The sequence below is a fragment of the Mycobacterium sp. genome (assembly GCF_035506235.1).
Taxonomy (GTDB): domain Bacteria; phylum Actinomycetota; class Actinomycetes; order Mycobacteriales; family Mycobacteriaceae; genus Mycobacterium.
The window spans coordinates 1-18,954 of record NZ_DATJPU010000018.1; the positions used below are offsets into that span (position 1 = coordinate 1).

Genomic DNA, 18,954 nt, shown 5'->3' on the forward strand with positions numbered 1-18,954 from the left:
GCTTCCGATGTCGGACCTGATTCGCATGGCCAGCCACGCTCACCACTACCTGGCGATCTTCGACCAGGGCAAACCCCTGGCGCTACATCACACCAAGCGCCTGGCCTCCCCCGCCCAGCGGATCATGTTGTACGCCAAGGAACCGCGGCTGCACCAAACCCGGCTGCGACGCCCCGGCCTACCACAGCCAAGTCCACCACGTGCGGGGCTGGGCAACCACCTACCGCACCGACATCAACGACCTCACCCTGGCCTGCGGCCCCGACAACAGACTCGCCGAAAAAGGCTGGACCACCCGCACCAACGCCCGAGGCCAAACCGAATGGATACCACCGCCAAACCTCGACCACGGACAACCCCGAACCAACACCTTCCATCACCCCGAACGATTCCTCCGCGACGACGAAGACGAGGACGACGACGACGACGAACCCGATTGACCCGGGATCGTCTTCGGCTAGCTGCTCGCTTCGCGCGCGGCTGCCTTCTCCAGCTCGGTCAGCGCCGGCTCGATGCGGTCGGCCATGTCGTCGATGTCGTTGGCCACTTCGGGCGTCGTCACGAAGCCGAAGTCCAGGTAGTCGGTGTAGGAGAAGCAGGTGATGTTCAGGGCGACGTCCATGACGGGCGGGCCGAGCGGCACCAGCGAATCCAGCTTGGCGCCGGCCATGTACAACGGGAACGGCGGACCGGGGACGTTGGACACAACCAGGTTGATGGGGGCCAGGTTTCGCGACAGCCCGCTGGCGGTGTACGCGCGCGCGGCCAGCTGCAGCAGCCCGGGCGGCGTGGTCTCGGTCAGCCCCATGATCTGGTGCGCCGACAACGCCTTGGCCATCAGCTTGGCGCTCTGGGTGCTTTCGCGGATGGCCTGCAGCCGCTCGGCCGGGTCCTCGATATCGGTGGCCAGCGACACGGTCATCGAGCTGACCTTGTTGCCGACGTCGTCCTTGTTCTCGTCGGTGCGGGTGGACACGGGGATCTGCGCGATGAGCGGTTTGGCCGGCAGCTCTCCCCGCTTCTGCAGGTATTCGCGCGCGGCGGCGGCCACCAGCGCGAGCACGACGTCGTTGAGCTTGACGCCGTACGCGTCCTTGATGGCCTTGGCGCGGGCCAGCTCGACGCGGCAACCCGTGATCCGCCGGTGCGGCGACACGGCAGCGTTGAACCGGGTCTTGGGCGCCTCGAAGTAGCCCGGCGGCCTGCTGCTCACAGCCAGCGCGGCGACCTGCTGGCGCAGGGTCTGCTCCATTAGCCGGGCGATGCGGAAGGGCGTCTTGATGCCGACATTGATCAGCGCGCCCACCGCGCGTCGTTCCAGCCCCGGAATCTTCGATCCGACCAGCGATCCCACCGTTTCCCGTTGCGCCGGACGCGGTTCCGGGGTGACGTCCAACAGGATCTCGCCCAGCCCCGCCCCCGAGACCCCGTCGACGATGGCGTGGTGCATTTTGGTCAGCGTTGCGATCCGTCCAAATTCCAAGCCCTCGATCACCCACATCTCCCAAAGCGGCCGGGAGCGGTCCAGCTTGTAGGACATCAGCCTGCCCACCAGCTCCTCGAGCTCCCGGCGGCCGCCGGGCGCCGGAACGGCGATGCGCCGGATGTGGAAATCGACGTCGAGTTCCTCGTCCTCGACGAACCACGGCCGGTCCAGCCCGAGCGGCGCCCCGGTGACCCGCCACCGCAGCTGCGGCAGCTCCGGGAGCCGCTCGATGATCAGTTCGCGGAGCCGCTGAAAGCTGTACTCGGGCGCGTCGTGGGGATCGCAGATGGCCAGAGCGCCCACATGCATGTGCCAGCCCGCAGTTTCCGCGGACCAAAACGCCGCGTCAACGCTCGAAAGCCGTTTCATGACCTGACCGTAGCCCGGTGTCAGGCATCCTCCAAGAGGTCCGGCGTCACCGCCGACTCGGTGTCCGGGATGCCATCGACCTTCGCCTTACGGTCGGCCATCGACAGCAACCGCCGAATGCGGCCGGCCACAGCGTCTTTCGTCATCGGCGGGTCGGCCAGCCGGCCCAGCTCCTCCAGGGAGGCCTGCCGGTGCTCGACGCGCAGCTTGCCCGCCGAGGCCAGATGCTCCGGGACGGTATCGCCGAGGATCTCCAGCGCGCGCTCCACCCGGGCGGCCGCCGCGACCGCCGCCCGCGCCGAGCGGCGCAGGTTGGCGTCGTCGAAATTGGCCAGCCGGTTGGCAGTCGCGCGCACCTCGCGACGCATCCGCCGCTCCTCCCAGATCAGCCGCGTGTCCTGGGCCCCCATCCGGGTCAGCAGGGCGCCGATCGCCTCACCGTCGCGCACCACCACCCGGTCGGCGCCGCGCACCTCGCGCGCCTTCGCGCTGACCCCCAGCCGGCGTGCCGCGCCCACCAGCGCCAGCGCGGCCTCGGGGCCGGGGCAGCTGACCTCCAGCGCCGACGAACGTCCCGGCTCGGTCAGCGACCCGTGCGCCAAAAAGGCGCCCCGCCACGCCGCCTCGGCGTCGGCGATGCTGCCGCCGACGACCTGGGCGGGCAGCCCGCGCACCGGACGGCCCCGCATGTCGAGCAGCCCGGTCTGCCGTGCCAGCGCCTCGCCGTCGGTGGCCACCCGCAGCACGTAGCGGGTGCTCTTGCGAATCCCGCTGGCCGACAACACATGCACGACGGCGTTGTACCCGTAGAGCTCGAAGATGTCCTTGCGCAGCCGGCGCGCGACGTTGCCCAGGTCCACCTCGGCCTCGACGACCACCCGGCCGCCGACGATGTGCAACCCGCCGGCGAACCTCAGCAGGGACGTGACCTCCGCGCGCCGCGCGCTGACCGACTTCACAACCAGGCGGCTCAGCTCGTCTTTGACTTCGGTCGTCATCGCCACGCGTCGTCACCCCTCTCACCGTCGACGCGGATTTCGTTCGTGGTCGTCGCCGAGGGGGCTCCCGGGCCTTTCGAACCACCACTGTGGCCCGCTCGGACCCCGTCGAGCGCCGCCGCGAGCTTGCCCGGGTCATGTAAAGGTGTACCAGGTCGGGACACGTCGGCGAAGTGGACCTCGGCTTCCAGCAGCGTCGCGGTACGGCGCAGCTGCTCGCGTTCGCGCTCACCGGTCACCCGTTCGGCGTCGATGATGATGTCGTGCACGGTGAAGCCGGGCGCGTGCTGGGCCAGCACGTGCAGGTGGCGTTCCACCGAGAAGCCGGCCGTCTCCCCCGGCTCGGCGACCAGGTTGAGGACCAGCGCCCGCCGCGCGGTGGTGGCCCGCAGCGCCGAGGCCAGCCCCGGCACCAGCACGTGCGGGATCACGCTGGTGAACCACGATCCGGGCCCCAGCACCACCAGGTCGGCGGCCATGATGGCGTCGACGGCCTGCCGGGTCGCCGGAGGATTGGGCGGCAGCAGCCGGACCCGCCGCACCTTGCCCGGTGTGGTCGCGATCGCCACCTGGCCGCGGATCAGGCGGAACATCCGCGGGTCGGCCTCCAGGCCGGACACGTCCGCCTCGATCTGCAGCGCGATCGGGCACATCGGCAACACCCTGCCCTTCACGCCGAGGATGCGGCCGAGCTCGTCGAGGGCGGCGACCGGATCGGCGAGCACCTCGTTGAGGCCGGCCAGCAGCAGGTTGCCGATCGGGTGGCCGGCCAGCGCGCCGTTGCCACCGAATCGGTGCTGCAGGATGGTCGCCCACAGCCGCCCGTGCGGACTGTCGGAGGCCAAGGCCGCCAAGGCCATTCGCAGATCGCCGGGCGGGATCACATCCAGTTCGCTGCGCAGCCGGCCCGACGAGCCGCCGTCGTCGGCGACGGTGACCACCGCGGTGACGTGGGGCGTCAGCCGGCGCGCCGCCGACAGCGTCGCATACAGGCCGTGTCCGCCCCCCAGCGCAACGATGCCATCACTCATTCGCGACCCAGATCCCGGTGCAGCACCCGCACCGCCAGCTGCGGGTTGCCCCTGAGCAGCTGCATCAACGCCTCGGCGATCGCGACGCTGCGATGCTTGCCGCCGGTGCAGCCGATGGCGACCGTCATGTAACGCTTGCCCTCCCGGCGGTAGCCGTCGACAACGAGGTTTAGCAAACGATGGTAAGCGTCGAGGAACTCTTCCGCGCCGGGCTGGCCCAACACGTAGTCGCGCACCGCGGGATGCTCGCCGGTGAGCGGGCGCAGGTCGTCGACCCAGTGCGGGTTGGGCAGGAACCGGACGTCCATCACCATGTCGGCGTCCATCGGCAGGCCGTACTTGAAGCCGAACGACTCGACGGTGACGCTGGTGGACGCGCCGGTCTCGCCGCCGAAGGCGCGCTCGATGCTCTCCCGCAGGCCCCGCACCGACAGGGTCGAGGTGTCGATGATCAGGTCGGCGGTGGCCCGCACCGGCGCCAGCATCCTGCGTTCGGCGGCGATGCCCTCGGCCAGGGTCTGCTCGCCCTGCAGCGGATGGCTGCGGCGGTTCTGTTCGTAGCGGCGCACCAACATGTCGTCGGAGGCCTCCATGAACACCACGCGCGGGGTGATGTTGCGGGTGGCCAGTTCGTTGCGCACCGAATCCAGATCGCCGGTGAACCCCCGCGACCGCACGTCCATCACCACCGCCAGCTGGGTGATCCGCGAACCGGCGGCCAGCCCGAAATCGACCATCCGGGTGATCAGCTGGGGCGGTAGGTTGTCGGCCACGTACCAGCCGAGGTCCTCGAGCACCTTGGCCGCCGTGCCCCGCCCGGCCCCCGATAACCCCGTCACCAGCACGACGTCGATGCCGGCTCCGTCTTCCGGGTAGGCGCCGCCGCGGTGGTTGTCGGTGAACTCGTCTTGGCTCGTCATTCCGGAACTTCCGGTTGCTCGGGTCGCAGGGCCTCGAGGACGGCCGTGGCGGTGGCCACGCCGATGCCCGGAACGGCGGTGATCTGGTCGACGGTGGCCTCCTTGAGGCGGGCTATCGATCCGAAATGGGTTACCAGCGCCTTGCGGCGATGTTCCCCCAATCCTGGCACCGAATCCAGCGCTGAGGCGGTCATTCGCTTGGATCGCTTGCTGCGATGGTAGGCGATGGCGAACCGGTGCGCCTCGTCACGCACGCGCTGCAGCAGGTAGAGGCCCTCGCTGTTGCGCGGCATGATGATCGGGTCGGGCTCCGACGGCACCCAGATCTCCTCCAGCCGCTTGGCCAGGCCGATGACCGCGACGTCGGTGATGCCGAGCTCATCGAGCACGGCGGACGCCGCGTTGACTTGCGAAGCGCCGCCGTCGACGACGAACAGGTTGGGCGGGTAGGCGAAGCGGCGTGATTTTCCTTCCGGGGAAAGCATATTCGGGTCTTTTTGCTCGCTCAGGTGCCGCGCGAACCGGCGCCGGGTCACCTCGGCGATGGAGGCCACGTCGTCGGAGCGTCCCTGCCCGGCCGCCTCGCGGATGCCGAAGTGGCGGTAGTCCGACCGGCGCGGCAGGCCGTCCTCGAACACCACCAGCGAGCCCACCACGTCGGTGCCCTGCACGTGGCTGATGTCGACACACTCGATGCGCAGGGGCGCATCGGCCAGACCCAACGCCTCCTGAATGTTCTGCAGCGCGGCCGATCTCGCGTTGAAGTCGCCGGCCCGCTTCAGCTTGTGTTGCTGCAGCGCCTCTTTCGCGTTGCGCTGCACGGTTTCGGCCAGCGCGCGCTTGTCGCCGCGCCGCGGCACCCGCAACGCGACCCGCGAGCCGCGCAGGCCGGACAGCCAGCTGGTCAGCTCGTCGGAGTTGGACGGCAGGCACGGCACCAGCACCTCGCGGGGCACGGGGTTGGTGGATTCGTCGGCGGCGCCATCGAGTTCGGCCTGCTCGCCGTAGAACTGGGTCAGGAATTGCTCGACCAACCGCTCCTCGCCCGATTCTCCCGGGTCCCCGGACTTTTCGACGATCCAGCCGCGCTGGCCGCGGACCCGGCCGCCGCGGACGTGGAACACCTGCACCGCCGCCTCCAGGTCGTCGTCGGCGAAGGCGACCACGTCGGCGTCGGTGCCGTCGCCAAGCACCACGGCCTGCTTTTCCATGGCCCGCTTCAAGGCGCCGAGATCGTCACGAAGCCGAGCCGCCCGTTCGAAGTCGAGTTCCTCGGCGGCGGCGTTCATCTGCTGCTCCAGGTCGCGGGCGAACCGGTCGGTCTTGCCGGACAGGAAGTCGCAGAAGTCCTCCACGATCTGGCGGTGCTGCTCCGCGCTGACCCGCCCGACGCAGGGCGCCGAGCATTTGTCGATGTAGCCGAGCAGGCACGGGCGGTCGATCTGCTTGTGCCGCTTGAACACCCCGACCGAGCAGGTGCGCGCGGGGAACACCCGGGTGAGCAGGTCCAGCGTTTCGCGGATCGCCCACGCGTGCGAGTACGGCCCGAAATAGCGTACGCCCTTGCGCCGGGGACCGCGGTAGACCATCAGCCGCGGGAACTCCTCGTTGAGCGTGACGGCCAGCACCGGGTACGACTTGTCGTCGCGGTAGCGGACGTTGAAGCGCGGATCGAACTCCTTGATCCAGTTGTATTCCAGCTGCAGCGCCTCGACTTCGGTGTTGACCACCGTCCACTCGACCTTGGCCGCGGTGGTCACCATCTGCCGCGTTCGCGGGTGCAGGCCGGCGATGTCGGCGAAGTAGGACGTCAGCCTGCTGCGCAGGCTCTTGGCCTTGCCGACGTAGATGACCCGCCCGTGCGCGTCCCGGAACCGGTAGACGCCCGGTTCGACCGGGATGGACCCGGGCGCGGGGCGATACGTTGCGGGATCTGGCACGTTCCCAGGCTAGTAGTCGCTGACGGGGCGTCGAGAGCGGCGGGGCGCCCTCGGGGTCGCGCGCGCGAGGCGTCCTCGAAAACCGCGGAATTCGCTGTTGGGAGGGCTACGATCCGCGTATCCCTGATCGCCGGGCAACCACTACCGCTGGGGGTTCCGAGTGTCGTTGGTGATCGAGCCGGAACTCGTCACGGACGCGGCCGGCGATATCGCGGGTATCGGTTCGTCGGTGGCGGTGGCCCACAGGGCGGCGGCGGCCTCCACCACCGGGGTGGTGGCGGCCGCCGGCGATGAGGTGTCGGCGGCGATCGCTTCGATGTTTTCCAGCCACGCCCGGGACTATCAGGCGCTCGGCGCGCAGGCGGAGGCGTTTCACGCCCAGTTCGTCGCAGCGCTGAGCGGGGCTCCGGGCGCGTATGCGGCCAGCGAGGCCGCCAGCAGCTCCCCGCTGCAGATCCTCGCGCTAGACGTGCTCGGGGTGATCAACCTGCCCACCGAGCGGCTGGTGGGGCGCCCGCTGATCGGCAACGGCCTCAACGGGACGCCGGGATCGGGGCAGGCCGGCGGGGCGGGCGGGATCCTGCTGGGCAGTGGCGGTAGCGGCGGGTCGGGAGCGTCCGGGCAAGCCGGCGGCCCGGGCGGTCCGGCCGGGTTGATCGGCTCCGGCGGTGCCGGCGGCATGGGAGGCTGGGACGCGTCCGGCGGGTCCGGCGGCACCGGCGGCTTGATCTGGGGCAACGGCGGCGCGGGCGGGATCGGCGGGCCGTTCGGTACCGGCGGCGTCGGCGGCAGCGCGCTGTACTTCGGCAACGGCGGGCCCGGCGGGTTGGGCGGGGAGCTTGGGGGCAGCGGCGGTACCGGCGGCCGCGGCGGGTGGCTGGTCGGCAACGGCGGCGCGGGCGGTACCGGCGGGGTTTCCGGCGGTCCCGGGGGCGTCGCGGGCGGTGTCGGCGGTGCCGGCGGCGCCGCGCCCCTGTTGGGCCTGCACGGGGCCGCCGGCGGCACCGGTGGTGCGCCCACCATCCCGGTGCAGGTGGACCAGCAGATCAACAGGCCCTACGTCGACGTCTCGATCGCCGGCGGACCCAATTCGCAAGTGGTTCTCGACACGGGATCCCGAGGTCTCGTCGTCCCGCCGCAGGACGTCAACTTCGCGACCCTCGGCAGCCCCACCGGGACGGGCAGCGTCATTTACGGCGACGGGGGAAACACGCTAACCGAAAACTACACAACGTATCTGGCAACGGTGAACTTCGGGAATGGCATCATCACCCAGCCGACCACCGTTGCCGTGATCACGTCCGTGACGCAGACGCAGAACGGCATGTCAACGAATCTGCCCGTCGCCGACGGGCTTCCGGTTCTGGGCATCGGCGGGAGCAACCTCGTCGGCCCACTGGGCACTAGCCCCGTGCAAGCCCTGCCGGGCACCCTCGACCAGGGTGTGCTTCTCAACGAGCCCGCCGGCTCTGCGCAGTTCGGCGCCAACCCGCTGGCCGCCCTCACCTCGTCTTCCGGGGCGCCGGTGACCACGCTGAAGGTTTCGGTCAACGGCGGCACCGCGGTGACCGTTAATGACGCGTTCGTGGATTCCGGTGGCCTGTGGGGAGATATCCCCGCGACGCTAGGCACCGGCTCGGTGGACGGTTACGTGCCGCAGGGAACGACCCTCACCGTCTACACCGCCAACGATGTCACGCTCTACCAGGAGACGGTCGGTGCGGCTCCGACCGCCCCGGTTGTCGTCACCGGGGCGAATGGCCTTTTCAATACCGGGAATTCGCCATTCGAGATAATGCCGATCTACCTGTCGTACGCCCCCCTCAACACCGGGACGTTGTTCTTCGACGCCTGAACCGTTAGACGCGCAGGTCTGGCCGGTATCGCGCCAGCAGCGACCGCACCGTGTCCATGGCGTCCACGGCGCGGTCCCTGTCGGCGGCCTGGATCGCCATCACCGGCCACGTCGGCTCAGGGAATCTGCTTGTATTCGAACAGTTTTCGGCACCGACAGCCCGGCCGGCCCCATCCGCAGCCGGGGCGCGCGGACAACAACATGGGGGCGATACCTAAAAGGGCGGTGGCTCCTCGGCATCGGGTGTCGGACGGGCAGGTCGTCAGCGGCACGGTGATCTGGACCCTGCCCGACACCTACGTCACCACCCCGGGTAGCGCGCTGCTGTTCCCCAGCTTGTCTGTGCCCACAGGCGATGCACCGAAGGCCACCGACCGGTGCGGCGAGCGCATGGCGATGATGTCCCACGCCGGCGCACCCCGCGCGCAAAACCGGGCCGCGCGCATCGCCACCAAACGCCGCCGCAACTGCCAAACCCGACTAGCGACCCAACTCACACCAACCGGGCCCCCCGCGGAGGTGTACCCAAAATGGCGCTTACAGGGCAGTCTGCCGCATCGGCTGTCATCCTGAGTCTCATGTCCGATACCAAGCACGTCGTCCTGATTCATGGCGCGTGGAGCCGTGGCGAGCAGCTGACTCCGGCCCGCACCGCGTTCGAAGAGCGTGGCTACAGGGTGCACACCCCGACGCTGCGTCATCACGACCTACCAATGCGGGAAGGCGCGATGAAGGTCGCGTCACTAAGCCTCAGCGACTACACCGACGACCTGGTGGCATACGTGAATTCCCTGGATTCCCCAGCGCTTCTAATAGGTCATTCGATGGGAGGGCTGCTGGCGCAATTGGTTGCCGCGCGCACACACCACGCTGGGTTGGTCGCAGCGTGTCCTGGCCCAACCGCGGGCATCCTCGGTACGACTCCCACAAACATGCGGATGTCCCTCCCGTCCTTGCTGCGGCCACGCGCATGGGCCAAGCCGGTGTATCCCCCGACGTTAGAGCAATGTCAACGGTGGATCGCCAACTCTCAGGCTGAGGACACCGCCCGCGAGATATATGACGGCTTGGTCTGCGAATCCGGACGAGCATTCTGGGAGATGGCCCTTGCGGTGCTGAAGCTTTCCAAGCCAACCCTTGTCGACTTCGCAGCGGTGACAACCCCCGTGCTGGTGATAGGGGGCGAGTGCGACCGGATCGTGTCAACCGGAGTCGTGCGCCAGACCGCAGCCAAGTATCAGCAGGGCACCCACGTCGAAATTCCGCGTTCCGACCACATGGTGTTTTCAGGGGAAGCGCTACCCGTCACCGTGGGCCAGATCGACGACTGGATTGCTAGGAATCACGTGCTCGCCATTGCCTAATTGCCCCGGCAGACACAGTCAGGGGGTATCTCAGAAAATCTCCCGTGCCATCAGGCAGCTGATAATCGCGCCACGCTGAAACGTCTTGAGCAAATGATGGGTGCGATTGTCAGAAAACATTTCAGAGCACACCCAAGCCTTATTGCACATTTCGACTGTTGACAACTCCGTGTCGACACGGAATCGCGCTGGCCGAGGGCGAGTCCGTGCGCAGCGGATCGGGCGCCTGGCGGCCGAGCCGAGACGCGGCGCATGCACCGAGATGCGCCGCGCCATCGCCAGTTTTGAACACCTGCGCCGGCGGCTGAAGGGCTGCACCGCATAATCGACCCGATCGGGACCACGCTATGAGCAGCAGTTACACGCCGCCGTGGCGAAACGACGCCGCGGCAACGGGTGGTGGCTGCACGGGAAGCCCATCAGCTACCGCTCGGTGACCATGCTGATCGAGCAGGCCCGCCGCCCTGTCGGCCCGCCGCTAACCTCCGGCGTGCCAAGCCGAGCGGTCCGCCTGTCGTTGTCACCGAAGACTAGTCTCGCACGATATGGTACGCTCGTACCCGAATCAACGCGGACGATTTGCTGCCGATAGCTTCCGATTCGCCGGGTTGCTTCGCCTGTTTGCTGGGTCTCTTTGCCACAGGGGCGACCGAGTTTTCCTGGAAGAGCTCAGCTGACCTGGCCAGTCAGGCGAACTTGATTTTCCCAAAAAAGCCCTGCCCTACGGCTCTTCATGTGCAAACGTTTGACGCAGCCAGTTAGCTGTATTGAACACGTATTGTAACGATGTGTCTCTTGCCGTGCGCGTCACTCATCGATTATGGTCGGCACGGTGAGACCGTCCCGGCTAGAGCCGCAACAGCGACGCGAGCAGCTGCTCGACATCGGAGCAGCGTTATTCGCGGAAAAGCCTTATGAAGATGTGTGGGTGGAGGAGATCGCCGCCCGCGCGGGTGTGTCGAGAGCGACGCTGTACCATTATTTCCCGAGCAAGCGAGACTTATACGTAGCTATATTCAAGCGAGCTAGTAACCGCTTGCGGGCACGCGCCAATCCTGATCCGCAGCTACCGCTGACAGAACAGCTTGCCACTGGACTCGAGGCCTACATCCAATATTTTGCCGACCATCCCTTTGAGGCAGTCGCGATGAACCGCGGCGCATTGTCGGATGACCCGGCGATCCAGGCCATTATCACCGAAGAGCTCAACGTCGTGGGCCAACGCCTGATCGATGAACTCGTCGCGGAGGGCAGACTGCGCGATGTCACCGAGATCGCGGTAGAGGGCTGGTTGGCGTTCGTTCGCGCAGCCTGCGTGAAATGGGTTCAGTCGCAGAAAATTTCGCGAGACGACCTCACCGAAATGTGTCTACGCGCATTCGACTGCGCTCTCGGGCACCCCAACAAGTCGGTTGGGTCGCTGAATGTATGGAATATCCGATCTAAGTTGATCGCTCTTTCTCCCATAACGGTGAACCTACCCCGGGGGCGCAGGCCGGCTGCACTGCCATGAGACTGGTCCTTAGCGAACCGCCCTACTGCTTAGTAACGGCACAGAAGATGCGGCTTGCCGGCGAAGGCCGTTCGGCGCAAATAACGCCTTAGCGGAAAAGGTGTCCACTTTTTTCGCCGCAGCGCCGATTCGAGCAAAGAGTCGCCAGCGTTGGGGGGCGCACTGCAGCATCGCGGCCACCTGCGCGGCCACCACCTCCACGTATCGGTCGCCCAGTCGGCCTGCTCCCCGGAATCGCCGCAGCGCAACACATTGGGTCACCAACGGCCAACAACCGCCCAGCGGACTCTGGGATCGGACAGGATGCATACCACCGCCGCCGAGCATTCCGCCGGCCGGACGTCGGCGAAGTAGTTGTCACCACCGCAATCGGTAGTTGTCACCACCGCAATCGCGGTTGCCGCGCCGAAAGGAGTCGAATCCCCGGACTGCAACAAGAGGCCACTTGCCGAGATCGACGGCTGCCCGCCCGAGCGAGAATCCCCCGGCTGGCCGGAAGCCCGGAAAACCGCCCGACCCGCCACCGATGTGGCGCAGGCACACAACCGCGCCGCAGCGATGGCCAATGCGGCAGTCACCCACCCAGGACGCGCCATCGGGCGACCCTATAGCGCTCAGCGCAGATCCGGCCGGTATCGCGCCAGCAGCGACCGCACGGTGTCCATGGCGTCCACGGCGCGTTCCCTGTCGGCGGCCTGGATCGCCATCACCGGAACGTACTCGTCGTCGGGCAGGTCGATGCGCGCCCACCGTTTCCCGGCGGGAAACGACACACCGGCCACCTCACCCCAGGGAATCAGCCTGTATCCGAAGAGGTTTCGCACCGCCAGCCCGGCCGGGCCCACGCGCAGCCGCGGCCGCGCGAACAGCAGCACACCACCGGCGATCACCAGGCCGAGCACGGCGATGGCCACCTGGTCGGAGGTGTGGAAGATGACGCCGCTGGACTTGATCTTGAGCAACAGGCCCACCACGATGTGCGCCGCGGCGATCACAAACGCCGCCGCATAGACGAAAACCGGCGTCCGGTGGGGACGCAGCTCGACATCCCAGACCTCGCGGTTGGGCGCACTCACGACCGGGCGCGCAGGTCACGGAGGGTCAGCGCGGCGGTCAGCGCCGCCCCCGCCGCCTGGGCCCCTTTGTCCTCGGCCGATGTCGGCAGCCCGGCCCGGGCCAGCGCCTGCTCCTCGGTGTTGGTGGTCAACACCCCGTTGGCGACGGGCGTCGACGTGTCCAGGGCGACCCGGGTCAGCCCTTGGGTCACCGCGTCGCACACGTACTCGAAATGCGGTGTCTCACCGCGGATTACGACACCCAGGGCGATGACGGCGTCGTGGTTGCTGGCGAGCTGCTGCGCCACTACGGGGATCTCGATCGCGCCGAGCACGCGGACCACCGTCGGGTCCTCGATGCCCGAGTCGGCGGCGACTTTGCGCGCGCCCGCCAGTAGCGCGTCGCAGATCTCGGTGTGCCAGGTGCTGGCGACGATGCCGACCCGCAGGCCGGACGCGTCCAGCGCGGGCAGCTCCGGCTCCCCGCTACCGCTCACAAAGCACCGCCGAATTCACCCGGCAAATGGACCGATTCGTGAAAGTCGTCCAGCCCCACCAGGTCGTGACCCATCTTGTCGCGCTTGGTCATCAGGTAGCGGATGTTCTCCGCGTTGGCCCGCACCGGGAGGGGCACCCGCTCGATGATGTGCAGGCCGTAGCCGTCCAGCCCGACCCGCTTGGCCGGGTTGTTGGTCAGCAGCCGCATCGAGCGCACCCCGAGGTCGACGAGGATCTGCGCGCCGATGCCGTAATCCCTTGCGTCGGCGGGCAATCCGAGCTTCAGGTTGGCGTCGACGGTGTCGGCGCCGGCGTCCTGCAGCTGGTAAGCCTGCAGTTTGTGCATCAGGCCGATGCCGCGGCCCTCGTGGCCGCGCATGTACAGCACCACGCCGCGGCCTTCGCGCGCGACCATGGCCATCGCGGCGTCCAGCTGCGGCCCGCAGTCGCAGCGACGGGAACCGAACACGTCGCCGGTCAGGCATTCGGAGTGCACGCGGACCAGCACGTCGTCGCCGTCGGCGTTCGGCCCGGCGATTTCGCCGCGCACCAGCGCCACGTGTTCGACGTCCTCGTAGATGCTGGCGTAGCCGATCGCGCGAAACTCGCCGTGCCGGGTGGGGATCCGCGCCTCGGCGATCCGCTCGATGTGCTTCTCGTGCTTGCGCCGCCATTCGATCAGGTCGGCGATGGTGATCAGCGCGAGGTCGTGCTCGTCGGCGAAGACTCGCAACTCATCGGTCTGGGCCATCGAGCCCTCGTCCTTCTGGCTGACGATCTCACAGATCGCGCCCGCGGGCCGCAGCCCCGCCATCCGGGCGAGATCGACGGCGGCCTCGGTGTGGCCGGGCCGGCGCAGCACGCCACCGTCCTTGGCACGCAACGGGACCACGTGACCGGGGCGGGTGAAATCCTCGGCGATGCTGGTGGGGTCGGCCAGCAACCGCATGGTCGTGGCCCGGTCGGAGGCCGAAATCCCGGTGCCGACACCGTTTTTCGCATCGACGGTGACGGTGTAGGCGGTTCCGTGCTTGTCCTGGTTCACCGCATACATCGGCAGCAGCCCCAGCCGGTCGCAGATCGCGCCGTCCAGGGGGACACACAGGTACCCCGACGTGTAGCGGACCATGAACGCCACCAGCTCCGGCGTCGCCTTCTCGGCGGCGAAGATCAGGTCGCCCTCGTTCTCGCGATCCTCGTCATCGATGACGATGACGGCCTTGCCGGCCGCGATGTCGGCAACCGCCCTCTCGACGGAGTCCAACCTCGTCATCGTTGCTGCCTGCTCTCATAGGGGCCCACCGGAGAAGCCCAAGTGTCGCATTCAGTATGAACCACCTGGGCGGCGCGGTTATTGCCACGGGTTTTTGAGGTTTTGGGGAGGGTCGATCACCCGGGCGCGCAGCGTAAGCGCGGGGTGAGCGCAAGTTAGGTGGAAGCTATGAGGCGCGGTCAACGCGAGTGAAGGCGTTTCGGCCTCATTCCTAAGGGGAATCTGAGGCGGCATGAATACCAACACGCAAACAAAGCCTTGGGTTCGTCTGTGCACCGGTGCGCTGGCGGCCGGCGGCCTGGCTGCATCCATGCTGGGGCTGGCCTCGGGCACCGCCCAGGCGGCTCCTCCGCCGGCTCCCATGTACCACCACCACTGGTGCCCGGGCGACCAGTGGGACCAGGGCTGGGGCCCTTACCAGAACTGGAACCAGTGCCGTGACTGGGACGACAACTACGGCGGCCCCGCGGGCTACGGAGCACCGCCTTGGGCGGGCCCGCCGCCATCGCCGCCGCCGTGGGCGCCGTGGGCCCGGGTGGTCTGGGACCAAGGCCAGAACCATTGGGGTTACTGGGACGGCCCCAACTGGCGCCCCCTTTAAACCAGCTGTAACCAGCCGAGCTGAAAGCAGGCCGCTGCAACGGCGAAAGCGCCGCTGTGTGCGGCCTGTTTTCAACTTCGTGAACAGCGCTGCCCAAACAAGCTGTTGCATCCCAACGGTGCGGCATCGGCTCAAGCAACCCGCGGGCGACCCACGGAAGGGTTGGGTCCGATGGCAGGTGCTGAGATTAGCGACGGCTGCCGCATACGTGCTTTGAAACCACGGATCAACTGCCAGTTCAGGGTTGCTGGGAGAACACCGCAGCTCGGGTGCCGGTGTAGGAAAACCTGGCCGACTCGGGATCCGCTAGCACCTGCCGGGAACAGTACGGTTTCGTCATGCCTCCATGGGGCCCTATGGCCCTAGGCCCCTACGCCCTAAGGCCCTAGGCGCTCACGAGCGCGAAGCGAACGCTTGAGGGTTATGCGTGAATGGGGCTTCGGCGGGGGCTTGAGCTTGGGACCGCCCGGCGACGTCCATGCATGCGACGTCGCGCAGGCTGTGGAGCTGGTCCGCGCGTTGCGCGAGGAATTGCATGCGATGAGCCACAAGCTGGTGTGGCTTGAGCGCCAAGATGTCGCCGGCATGCACGGTCAGGCGTCGGCCATCCGGCGCGAAGCGGCTGCTCTGCGGCTAGACATCTCCGAGGCCCAGATTCTCATCGAACGGCTACAGCGCCGTTACCTGAACCGTGACGGAAATGGTCACCGAACCCGGTGACGCAGCCTAGCCACGCTTCGCCTAGCCACACTTCCGGATAGCCGGGGCCGGCAACAGGCCCGAAATCGGAGAGAACCATGCGTAAACGCAAGCCACCGCTCACGAAACGTATTGCAGCGTAAGCCAGAGGGCCAACAGCGGGATGTCCAACGAGCAGCAGCGTGTCCGTGGGCCGACGGTCGTCCACTAGGACAGGCTCATCGCCTCGCTGCACGACATCCTGGACGTTTATGCCTGTGACCAGCGTTTATCTGCCCATCAGCCGCTCAACATATTTGGCGATGACGTCGACCTCGAGGTTCACCTGCGTCCCGACCGGGGCCCGGCCGAGGGTGGTCAGTTCCCGCGTCGTCGGGATCAGCGAGACCTCGAACCAGTCCCGCGGCTCGGACCCGAGCCCGGACACCGTCAGGGAGATCCCGTCGACCGTGATCGACCCCTTTTCCACGACGTAGCGGGCCACCGCCGGGGGAACCTCGATCCGCACGATTTCCCAGTGCTCGGAGGGGGTGCGGGCCACCACCTGGCCGGTGCCGTCGACGTGCCCCTGCACGATGTGCCCGCCCAGCCGGCTGTTGATGGCCGCGGCGCGCTCCAGATTCACCCGGCTGCCGACCTGCAACTCGCCGAGGTTGGACCGGTTGAGGGTCTCGCCCATTACGTCGGCGGTGAAGCGGCCGTCGGGCTTCAGCTCGGCGACCGTCAGGCACACGCCGTTGACGGCGATCGAATCGCCGTGGCCGGCATCGGCGGTCACCACCGGCCCGCGGATGGTCAGCCGCGCGGCATCAGCAAGGACGTCCCGGCCGGTGATCTCGCCGAGCTCCTCGACAATTCCGGTGAACATTGCACCAGGTTAACGGGCCGATGCGCGGCGAGGCGGCCCCCACGTTCCCAAAGCCGGTCACCGGCACCCTCTACGATGCAGGGTATGCAAACCCCCCGCCGCTGGTCGGCCGTCCTTGCATTCTTGAGCCTTGCCACCGCCCTGGTCGCGGGCTGCTCGTTCAGCTCGTCGAAAAGCGGGGGCCCGTTGCCCGACGGCGCGACGCTGGTGAAGCAGTCCACGGATGCCACCAAGAACCTGAAGAGCGCGCATCTGGTGCTGACGGTGGGCGGAAAAATCCCGGGCCTGCCCGTGCGGAACCTGACCGGCGACCTCACCACCTCCCCGAACGTCGCGGCACAGGGCAACGCCCAGATCAGCTATCTCGGGCAAGACATCAGCGCCGACTTCGTCGTGGTGGGCGGCGACCTGTACACCAACGCCCTCAACCCCGGCGACAAGACGATGACCGATGTCGGTCCGGCCTCCCAGGTCTATGACCCCTCCGCGATCCTGAGCCCGGACACCGGCCTGCCGAATGTGCTGGCGAACTTCACCGACGCCAAGTCCGAGGGGCGCGACCAGGTCAGCGGCCAAACCGCGGTCCGCATCAGCGGAAACGTCTCGCCGGACGCCGTGAACAAGATCGTCCCCCCCTTCAAGGCGACCAAGCCGGTGCCGGCCACGGTGTGGGTCGTGGAGACCGGTGACCACGAGCTGGCCCAGATCAGCCTCCAATACAGCCAGGGCAACAACGTCCAAATGACGTTGTCGAACTGGAACCAGCCGGTGCAGATCAACAAGCCCGCGGCGAGCTCATGAGCCGGCTGGCAGGACGCCGGGTCGCGATCGGGGCCGGCAGCCTGGCGGTGCTGCTGGGCGCCCTCGATGCCTACGTCGTGGTCACCATCATGCGCGACATCATGCACGACGTCGGCATCCCGATTAACCAACTCCAGCGGATCACCCCGATCGTCACGATGTACCTGCTGGGCTACATCGCGGCCATGCCGCTGCTGGGTAAGGCTTCCGACCGGTTCGGCCGCAAGCGACTGCTGCAGGTCAGCCTGGCCACGTTCATGGTCGGCTCGGTGATCACCGCGCTGTCGGTGGCGATCGGCAATTTCGACGTCGCCAGCATGAATGTGGAGATCTTCGGGCACCCGCTCCGCGACCTGGTGATCCTCGGGTACCCGATACAAAACTTCCACGTGCAGACGCTTCACGTGCTGGTCGCCGGCCGCACCATCCAGGGCATCGCCAGCGGCGCGCTGCTGCCGGTGACGCTGGCCCTGGGCGCCGATCTCTGGGCGCAGCGCAATCGTGCCGCCGTACTCGGCGGCATCGGCGCCGCCCAGGAACTCGGCAGCGTGCTGGGTCCGCTGTACGGGATTTTCATCGTCTGGCTGTTCCGCGACTGGCGTGACGTGTTTTGGATCAACGTCCCGCTGACCCTGGTCGCCATGGCCCTGATCCAGGTCAGCCTGCCCGCGCACGACCGCAGCGAGGCGCCGGAGAAAATCGACGTGGTCGGCGGCCTGCTGCTGGCCGTCACCCTCGGTCTCGCGGTCATCGGGCTGTACAACCCCAACCCGAATGGTCAGCAGGCGCTGCCTAGCTATGGGTTGCCGCTGGTGATCGCGGCGGCCGTCTTCGCGGTCATATTCCTGCTCTGGGAACGCTTCGCGCGGACCCGGCTGATCGATCCGGCGGGAGTGCAGTTCCGGCCGTTCCTGGCCGCGATGGGCGCGTCGTTCGCCGCGGGCGCCGCGCTGATGGTGACGCTGGTCGACGTGGAATTGTTCGGTCAGGGCGTGCTGGGGTTGAACCAGAACAAAGCGGCCGCGATGCTGACGTCGTTCCTGATCGCGCTGCCGATCGGAGCGTTGCTGGGCGGCTTCATCGCGACCCGCGTCGGCGACCGCGCCGTCACCCTGGTCGGGCTGCTGATCGCCGCCGGCGGCTACCTGCTGATCGCGCACTGGCCGGTGGACCTGCCGCACTATCAGCACAGCTTCTTCGGGTTGTTCACGGTGCCCGCGATGAACAACGACCTACTGATCGGCGGGGTCGCGGTCAACAACGATCTGCTGATCACCGGTTTGGGGCTCGGGCTGGTGATCGGCCCGCTGACGTCGGCCGCCCTGCGGGTGGTGCCCGCGGCCGAGCACGGCATCGCCTCCGCGGCGGTGGTGGTGTCCCGGATGACCGGCATGCTGATCGGCGTGGCCGCGCTCAGCGCATGGGGGCTGTACCGCTTCTACCAGATCCTCAACGAGAAAAATGCTGCCCTGCCCGGCGGCATGAGCAAGCCGGATCGAGCCGTCGCCCAGGCGCAGAACGTCCTGCCGTCGTTCGCGGCGATGTACGGCGAGATCTTCACCATCACCGCCGGCGTCTGTGTGGCGGGAGCGCTGCTGGGCCTGTTGATTCGCGGCCGCAGCGAGCACGCCGAGGAGCCCGAAGTCCCCGAGCAAGAGCGCGCCGTCGTCCCTGCGCCCTGAG

At 67.7% G+C, this 18,954-nt stretch carries 17 protein-coding genes and 2 pseudogenes; 9 read left to right on the top strand and 10 right to left on the bottom strand.

Going from position 1 to position 18,954, the window contains the following annotated elements; all coding sequences use genetic code 11:
• Window positions 1–440: pseudogene (locus tag VMD50_RS02460) on the top strand (HNH endonuclease signature motif containing protein); the annotation flags it as partial.
• A gap of 17 nt (window positions 441–457) precedes the next feature.
• Here the strand turns inward: VMD50_RS02460 and VMD50_RS02465 are convergent.
• From VMD50_RS02465 to uvrC, 5 genes are read right to left on the bottom strand one after another with little or no spacing between them, the layout of a single operon-like run.
• Window positions 458–1,855, bottom strand: coding sequence for a WS/DGAT/MGAT family O-acyltransferase (locus VMD50_RS02465; protein WP_325424518.1), 1,398 nt, complete (start codon window positions 1,853–1,855; stop codon window positions 458–460).
• Window positions 1,856–1,875: 20 nt separating this feature from the next.
• The gene (whiA, locus tag VMD50_RS02470) at window positions 1,876–2,853 is read right to left on the bottom strand and encodes a DNA-binding protein WhiA (RefSeq protein ID WP_325424520.1); all 978 of its coding nucleotides are present in this window, start codon (window positions 2,851–2,853) and stop codon (window positions 1,876–1,878) included.
• Entirely contained in the window at window positions 2,850–3,884 is a 1,035-nt protein-coding gene (locus VMD50_RS02475) for a YvcK family protein (RefSeq protein WP_325424522.1), read from the bottom strand. Before VMD50_RS02475 ends, whiA begins: the two co-directional genes overlap by 4 nt.
• The gene (gene rapZ, locus VMD50_RS02480) at window positions 3,881–4,804 is read right to left on the bottom strand and encodes an RNase adapter RapZ (RefSeq protein WP_325424524.1); all 924 of its coding nucleotides are present in this window, start codon (window positions 4,802–4,804) and stop codon (window positions 3,881–3,883) included. Before rapZ ends, VMD50_RS02475 begins: the two co-directional genes overlap by 4 nt.
• Window positions 4,801–6,744, bottom strand: a complete 1,944-nt coding sequence (gene uvrC, locus VMD50_RS02485; protein ID WP_325424526.1) for an excinuclease ABC subunit UvrC — start codon at window positions 6,742–6,744, stop codon at window positions 4,801–4,803. The genes rapZ and uvrC overlap by 4 nt, the downstream gene beginning before the upstream one ends.
• A gap of 160 nt (window positions 6,745–6,904) precedes the next feature.
• Here uvrC and VMD50_RS02490 point away from each other — a divergent pair, with 160 nt between their 5' ends.
• Window positions 6,905–8,599: a PecA family PE domain-processing aspartic protease gene (locus tag VMD50_RS02490; protein WP_325424528.1), complete on the top strand. Its 1,695-nt coding sequence runs from the start codon at window positions 6,905–6,907 to the stop codon at window positions 8,597–8,599.
• A gap of 4 nt (window positions 8,600–8,603) precedes the next feature.
• Here the strand turns inward: VMD50_RS02490 and VMD50_RS02495 are convergent.
• A pseudogene (locus tag VMD50_RS02495) lies at window positions 8,604–8,705 on the bottom strand (PH domain-containing protein); the annotation flags it as partial.
• Window positions 8,706–8,824: 119 nt separating this feature from the next.
• On the opposite strand from VMD50_RS02495, the gene VMD50_RS02500 reads away from it, so the two are divergent.
• From VMD50_RS02500 to VMD50_RS02510, 3 genes are all read left to right on the top strand, one after another.
• Window positions 8,825–9,172, top strand: a complete 348-nt coding sequence (locus tag VMD50_RS02500) for a hypothetical protein (RefSeq protein ID WP_325424530.1) — start codon at window positions 8,825–8,827, stop codon at window positions 9,170–9,172.
• Between the two features lie 5 nt (window positions 9,173–9,177).
• Complete coding sequence (locus VMD50_RS02505; RefSeq protein WP_325424532.1) at window positions 9,178–9,963, top strand: alpha/beta hydrolase; 786 nt, start codon at window positions 9,178–9,180, stop codon at window positions 9,961–9,963.
• A gap of 820 nt (window positions 9,964–10,783) precedes the next feature.
• The gene (locus VMD50_RS02510) at window positions 10,784–11,476 is read left to right on the top strand and encodes a TetR/AcrR family transcriptional regulator (protein ID WP_325424534.1); all 693 of its coding nucleotides are present in this window, start codon (window positions 10,784–10,786) and stop codon (window positions 11,474–11,476) included.
• 614 nt (window positions 11,477–12,090) lie between these two features.
• Here the strand turns inward: VMD50_RS02510 and VMD50_RS02515 are convergent.
• Genes VMD50_RS02515 through VMD50_RS02525 form a run of 3 tightly spaced genes read right to left on the bottom strand, consistent with a single transcriptional unit; the run spans window position 12,091 to window position 14,302 of the window.
• Window positions 12,091–12,552: a PH domain-containing protein gene (locus tag VMD50_RS02515; RefSeq protein WP_325424535.1), complete on the bottom strand. Its 462-nt coding sequence runs from the start codon at window positions 12,550–12,552 to the stop codon at window positions 12,091–12,093.
• Window positions 12,549–13,028: a 6,7-dimethyl-8-ribityllumazine synthase gene (gene ribH, locus VMD50_RS02520; protein WP_325424537.1), complete on the bottom strand. Its 480-nt coding sequence runs from the start codon at window positions 13,026–13,028 to the stop codon at window positions 12,549–12,551. Before ribH ends, VMD50_RS02515 begins: the two co-directional genes overlap by 4 nt.
• On the bottom strand, window positions 13,025–14,302 hold the full coding sequence (locus VMD50_RS02525; protein ID WP_325424539.1) for a bifunctional 3,4-dihydroxy-2-butanone-4-phosphate synthase/GTP cyclohydrolase II: 1,278 nt from the start codon (window positions 14,300–14,302) through the stop codon (window positions 13,025–13,027). The genes ribH and VMD50_RS02525 overlap by 4 nt, the downstream gene beginning before the upstream one ends.
• A gap of 232 nt (window positions 14,303–14,534) precedes the next feature.
• Between VMD50_RS02525 and VMD50_RS02530 the strand changes: the two genes are divergently transcribed.
• Together VMD50_RS02530 and VMD50_RS02535 are read left to right on the top strand one after the other, a co-directional pair.
• Window positions 14,535–14,903 (top strand): Mtp family mycobacterial-type pilin, encoded by a 369-nt coding sequence (locus tag VMD50_RS02530; RefSeq protein WP_325424541.1) that lies wholly within the window; start codon window positions 14,535–14,537, stop codon window positions 14,901–14,903.
• Window positions 14,904–15,326: 423 nt separating this feature from the next.
• A complete protein-coding gene (locus tag VMD50_RS02535; RefSeq protein ID WP_325424543.1) occupies window positions 15,327–15,623 on the top strand; it encodes a hypothetical protein in 297 nt (98 codons plus the stop codon).
• A gap of 247 nt (window positions 15,624–15,870) precedes the next feature.
• Here VMD50_RS02535 and VMD50_RS02540 read toward each other — a convergent pair whose 3' ends face one another.
• Window positions 15,871–16,470 carry a riboflavin synthase gene (locus VMD50_RS02540; protein ID WP_325424545.1) on the bottom strand — a complete coding sequence of 200 codons (600 nt, stop codon included), beginning with the start codon at window positions 16,468–16,470 and terminating at the stop codon, window positions 15,871–15,873.
• Window positions 16,471–16,554: 84 nt separating this feature from the next.
• On the opposite strand from VMD50_RS02540, the gene VMD50_RS02545 reads away from it, so the two are divergent.
• Together VMD50_RS02545 and VMD50_RS02550 are read left to right on the top strand one after the other, a co-directional pair.
• Window positions 16,555–17,271: an LppX_LprAFG lipoprotein gene (locus VMD50_RS02545; RefSeq protein ID WP_414685980.1), complete on the top strand. Its 717-nt coding sequence runs from the start codon at window positions 16,555–16,557 to the stop codon at window positions 17,269–17,271.
• Window positions 17,268–18,953, top strand: coding sequence for an MFS transporter (locus tag VMD50_RS02550; protein ID WP_325424549.1), 1,686 nt, complete (start codon window positions 17,268–17,270; stop codon window positions 18,951–18,953). Before VMD50_RS02545 ends, VMD50_RS02550 begins: the two co-directional genes overlap by 4 nt.
• The last annotated feature ends 1 nt before the right edge of the window (window position 18,954 follow it).

Coding starts and splice junctions, on each gene's coding strand:
- VMD50_RS02535 (WP_325424543.1), top strand. CDS start 15,327: ATGCGTGAATGGGGCTTCGGCGGGGGCTTGAGCTTGGGACCGCCCGGC.
- whiA (WP_325424520.1), bottom strand. CDS start 2,853: ATGACGACCGAAGTCAAAGACGAGCTGAGCCGCCTGGTTGTGAAGTCG.
- VMD50_RS02545 (WP_414685980.1), top strand. CDS start 16,555: ATGCAAACCCCCCGCCGCTGGTCGGCCGTCCTTGCATTCTTGAGCCTT.
- VMD50_RS02505 (WP_325424532.1), top strand. CDS start 9,178: ATGTCCGATACCAAGCACGTCGTCCTGATTCATGGCGCGTGGAGCCGT.
- VMD50_RS02510 (WP_325424534.1), top strand. CDS start 10,784: ATGGTCGGCACGGTGAGACCGTCCCGGCTAGAGCCGCAACAGCGACGC.
- VMD50_RS02525 (WP_325424539.1), bottom strand. CDS start 14,302: ATGACGAGGTTGGACTCCGTCGAGAGGGCGGTTGCCGACATCGCGGCC.
- VMD50_RS02465 (WP_325424518.1), bottom strand. CDS start 1,855: ATGAAACGGCTTTCGAGCGTTGACGCGGCGTTTTGGTCCGCGGAAACT.
- VMD50_RS02530 (WP_325424541.1), top strand. CDS start 14,535: ATGAATACCAACACGCAAACAAAGCCTTGGGTTCGTCTGTGCACCGGT.
- VMD50_RS02540 (WP_325424545.1), bottom strand. CDS start 16,470: ATGTTCACCGGAATTGTCGAGGAGCTCGGCGAGATCACCGGCCGGGAC.
- rapZ (WP_325424524.1), bottom strand. CDS start 4,804: ATGACGAGCCAAGACGAGTTCACCGACAACCACCGCGGCGGCGCCTAC.
- VMD50_RS02550 (WP_325424549.1), top strand. CDS start 17,268: ATGAGCCGGCTGGCAGGACGCCGGGTCGCGATCGGGGCCGGCAGCCTG.
- VMD50_RS02475 (WP_325424522.1), bottom strand. CDS start 3,884: ATGAGTGATGGCATCGTTGCGCTGGGGGGCGGACACGGCCTGTATGCG.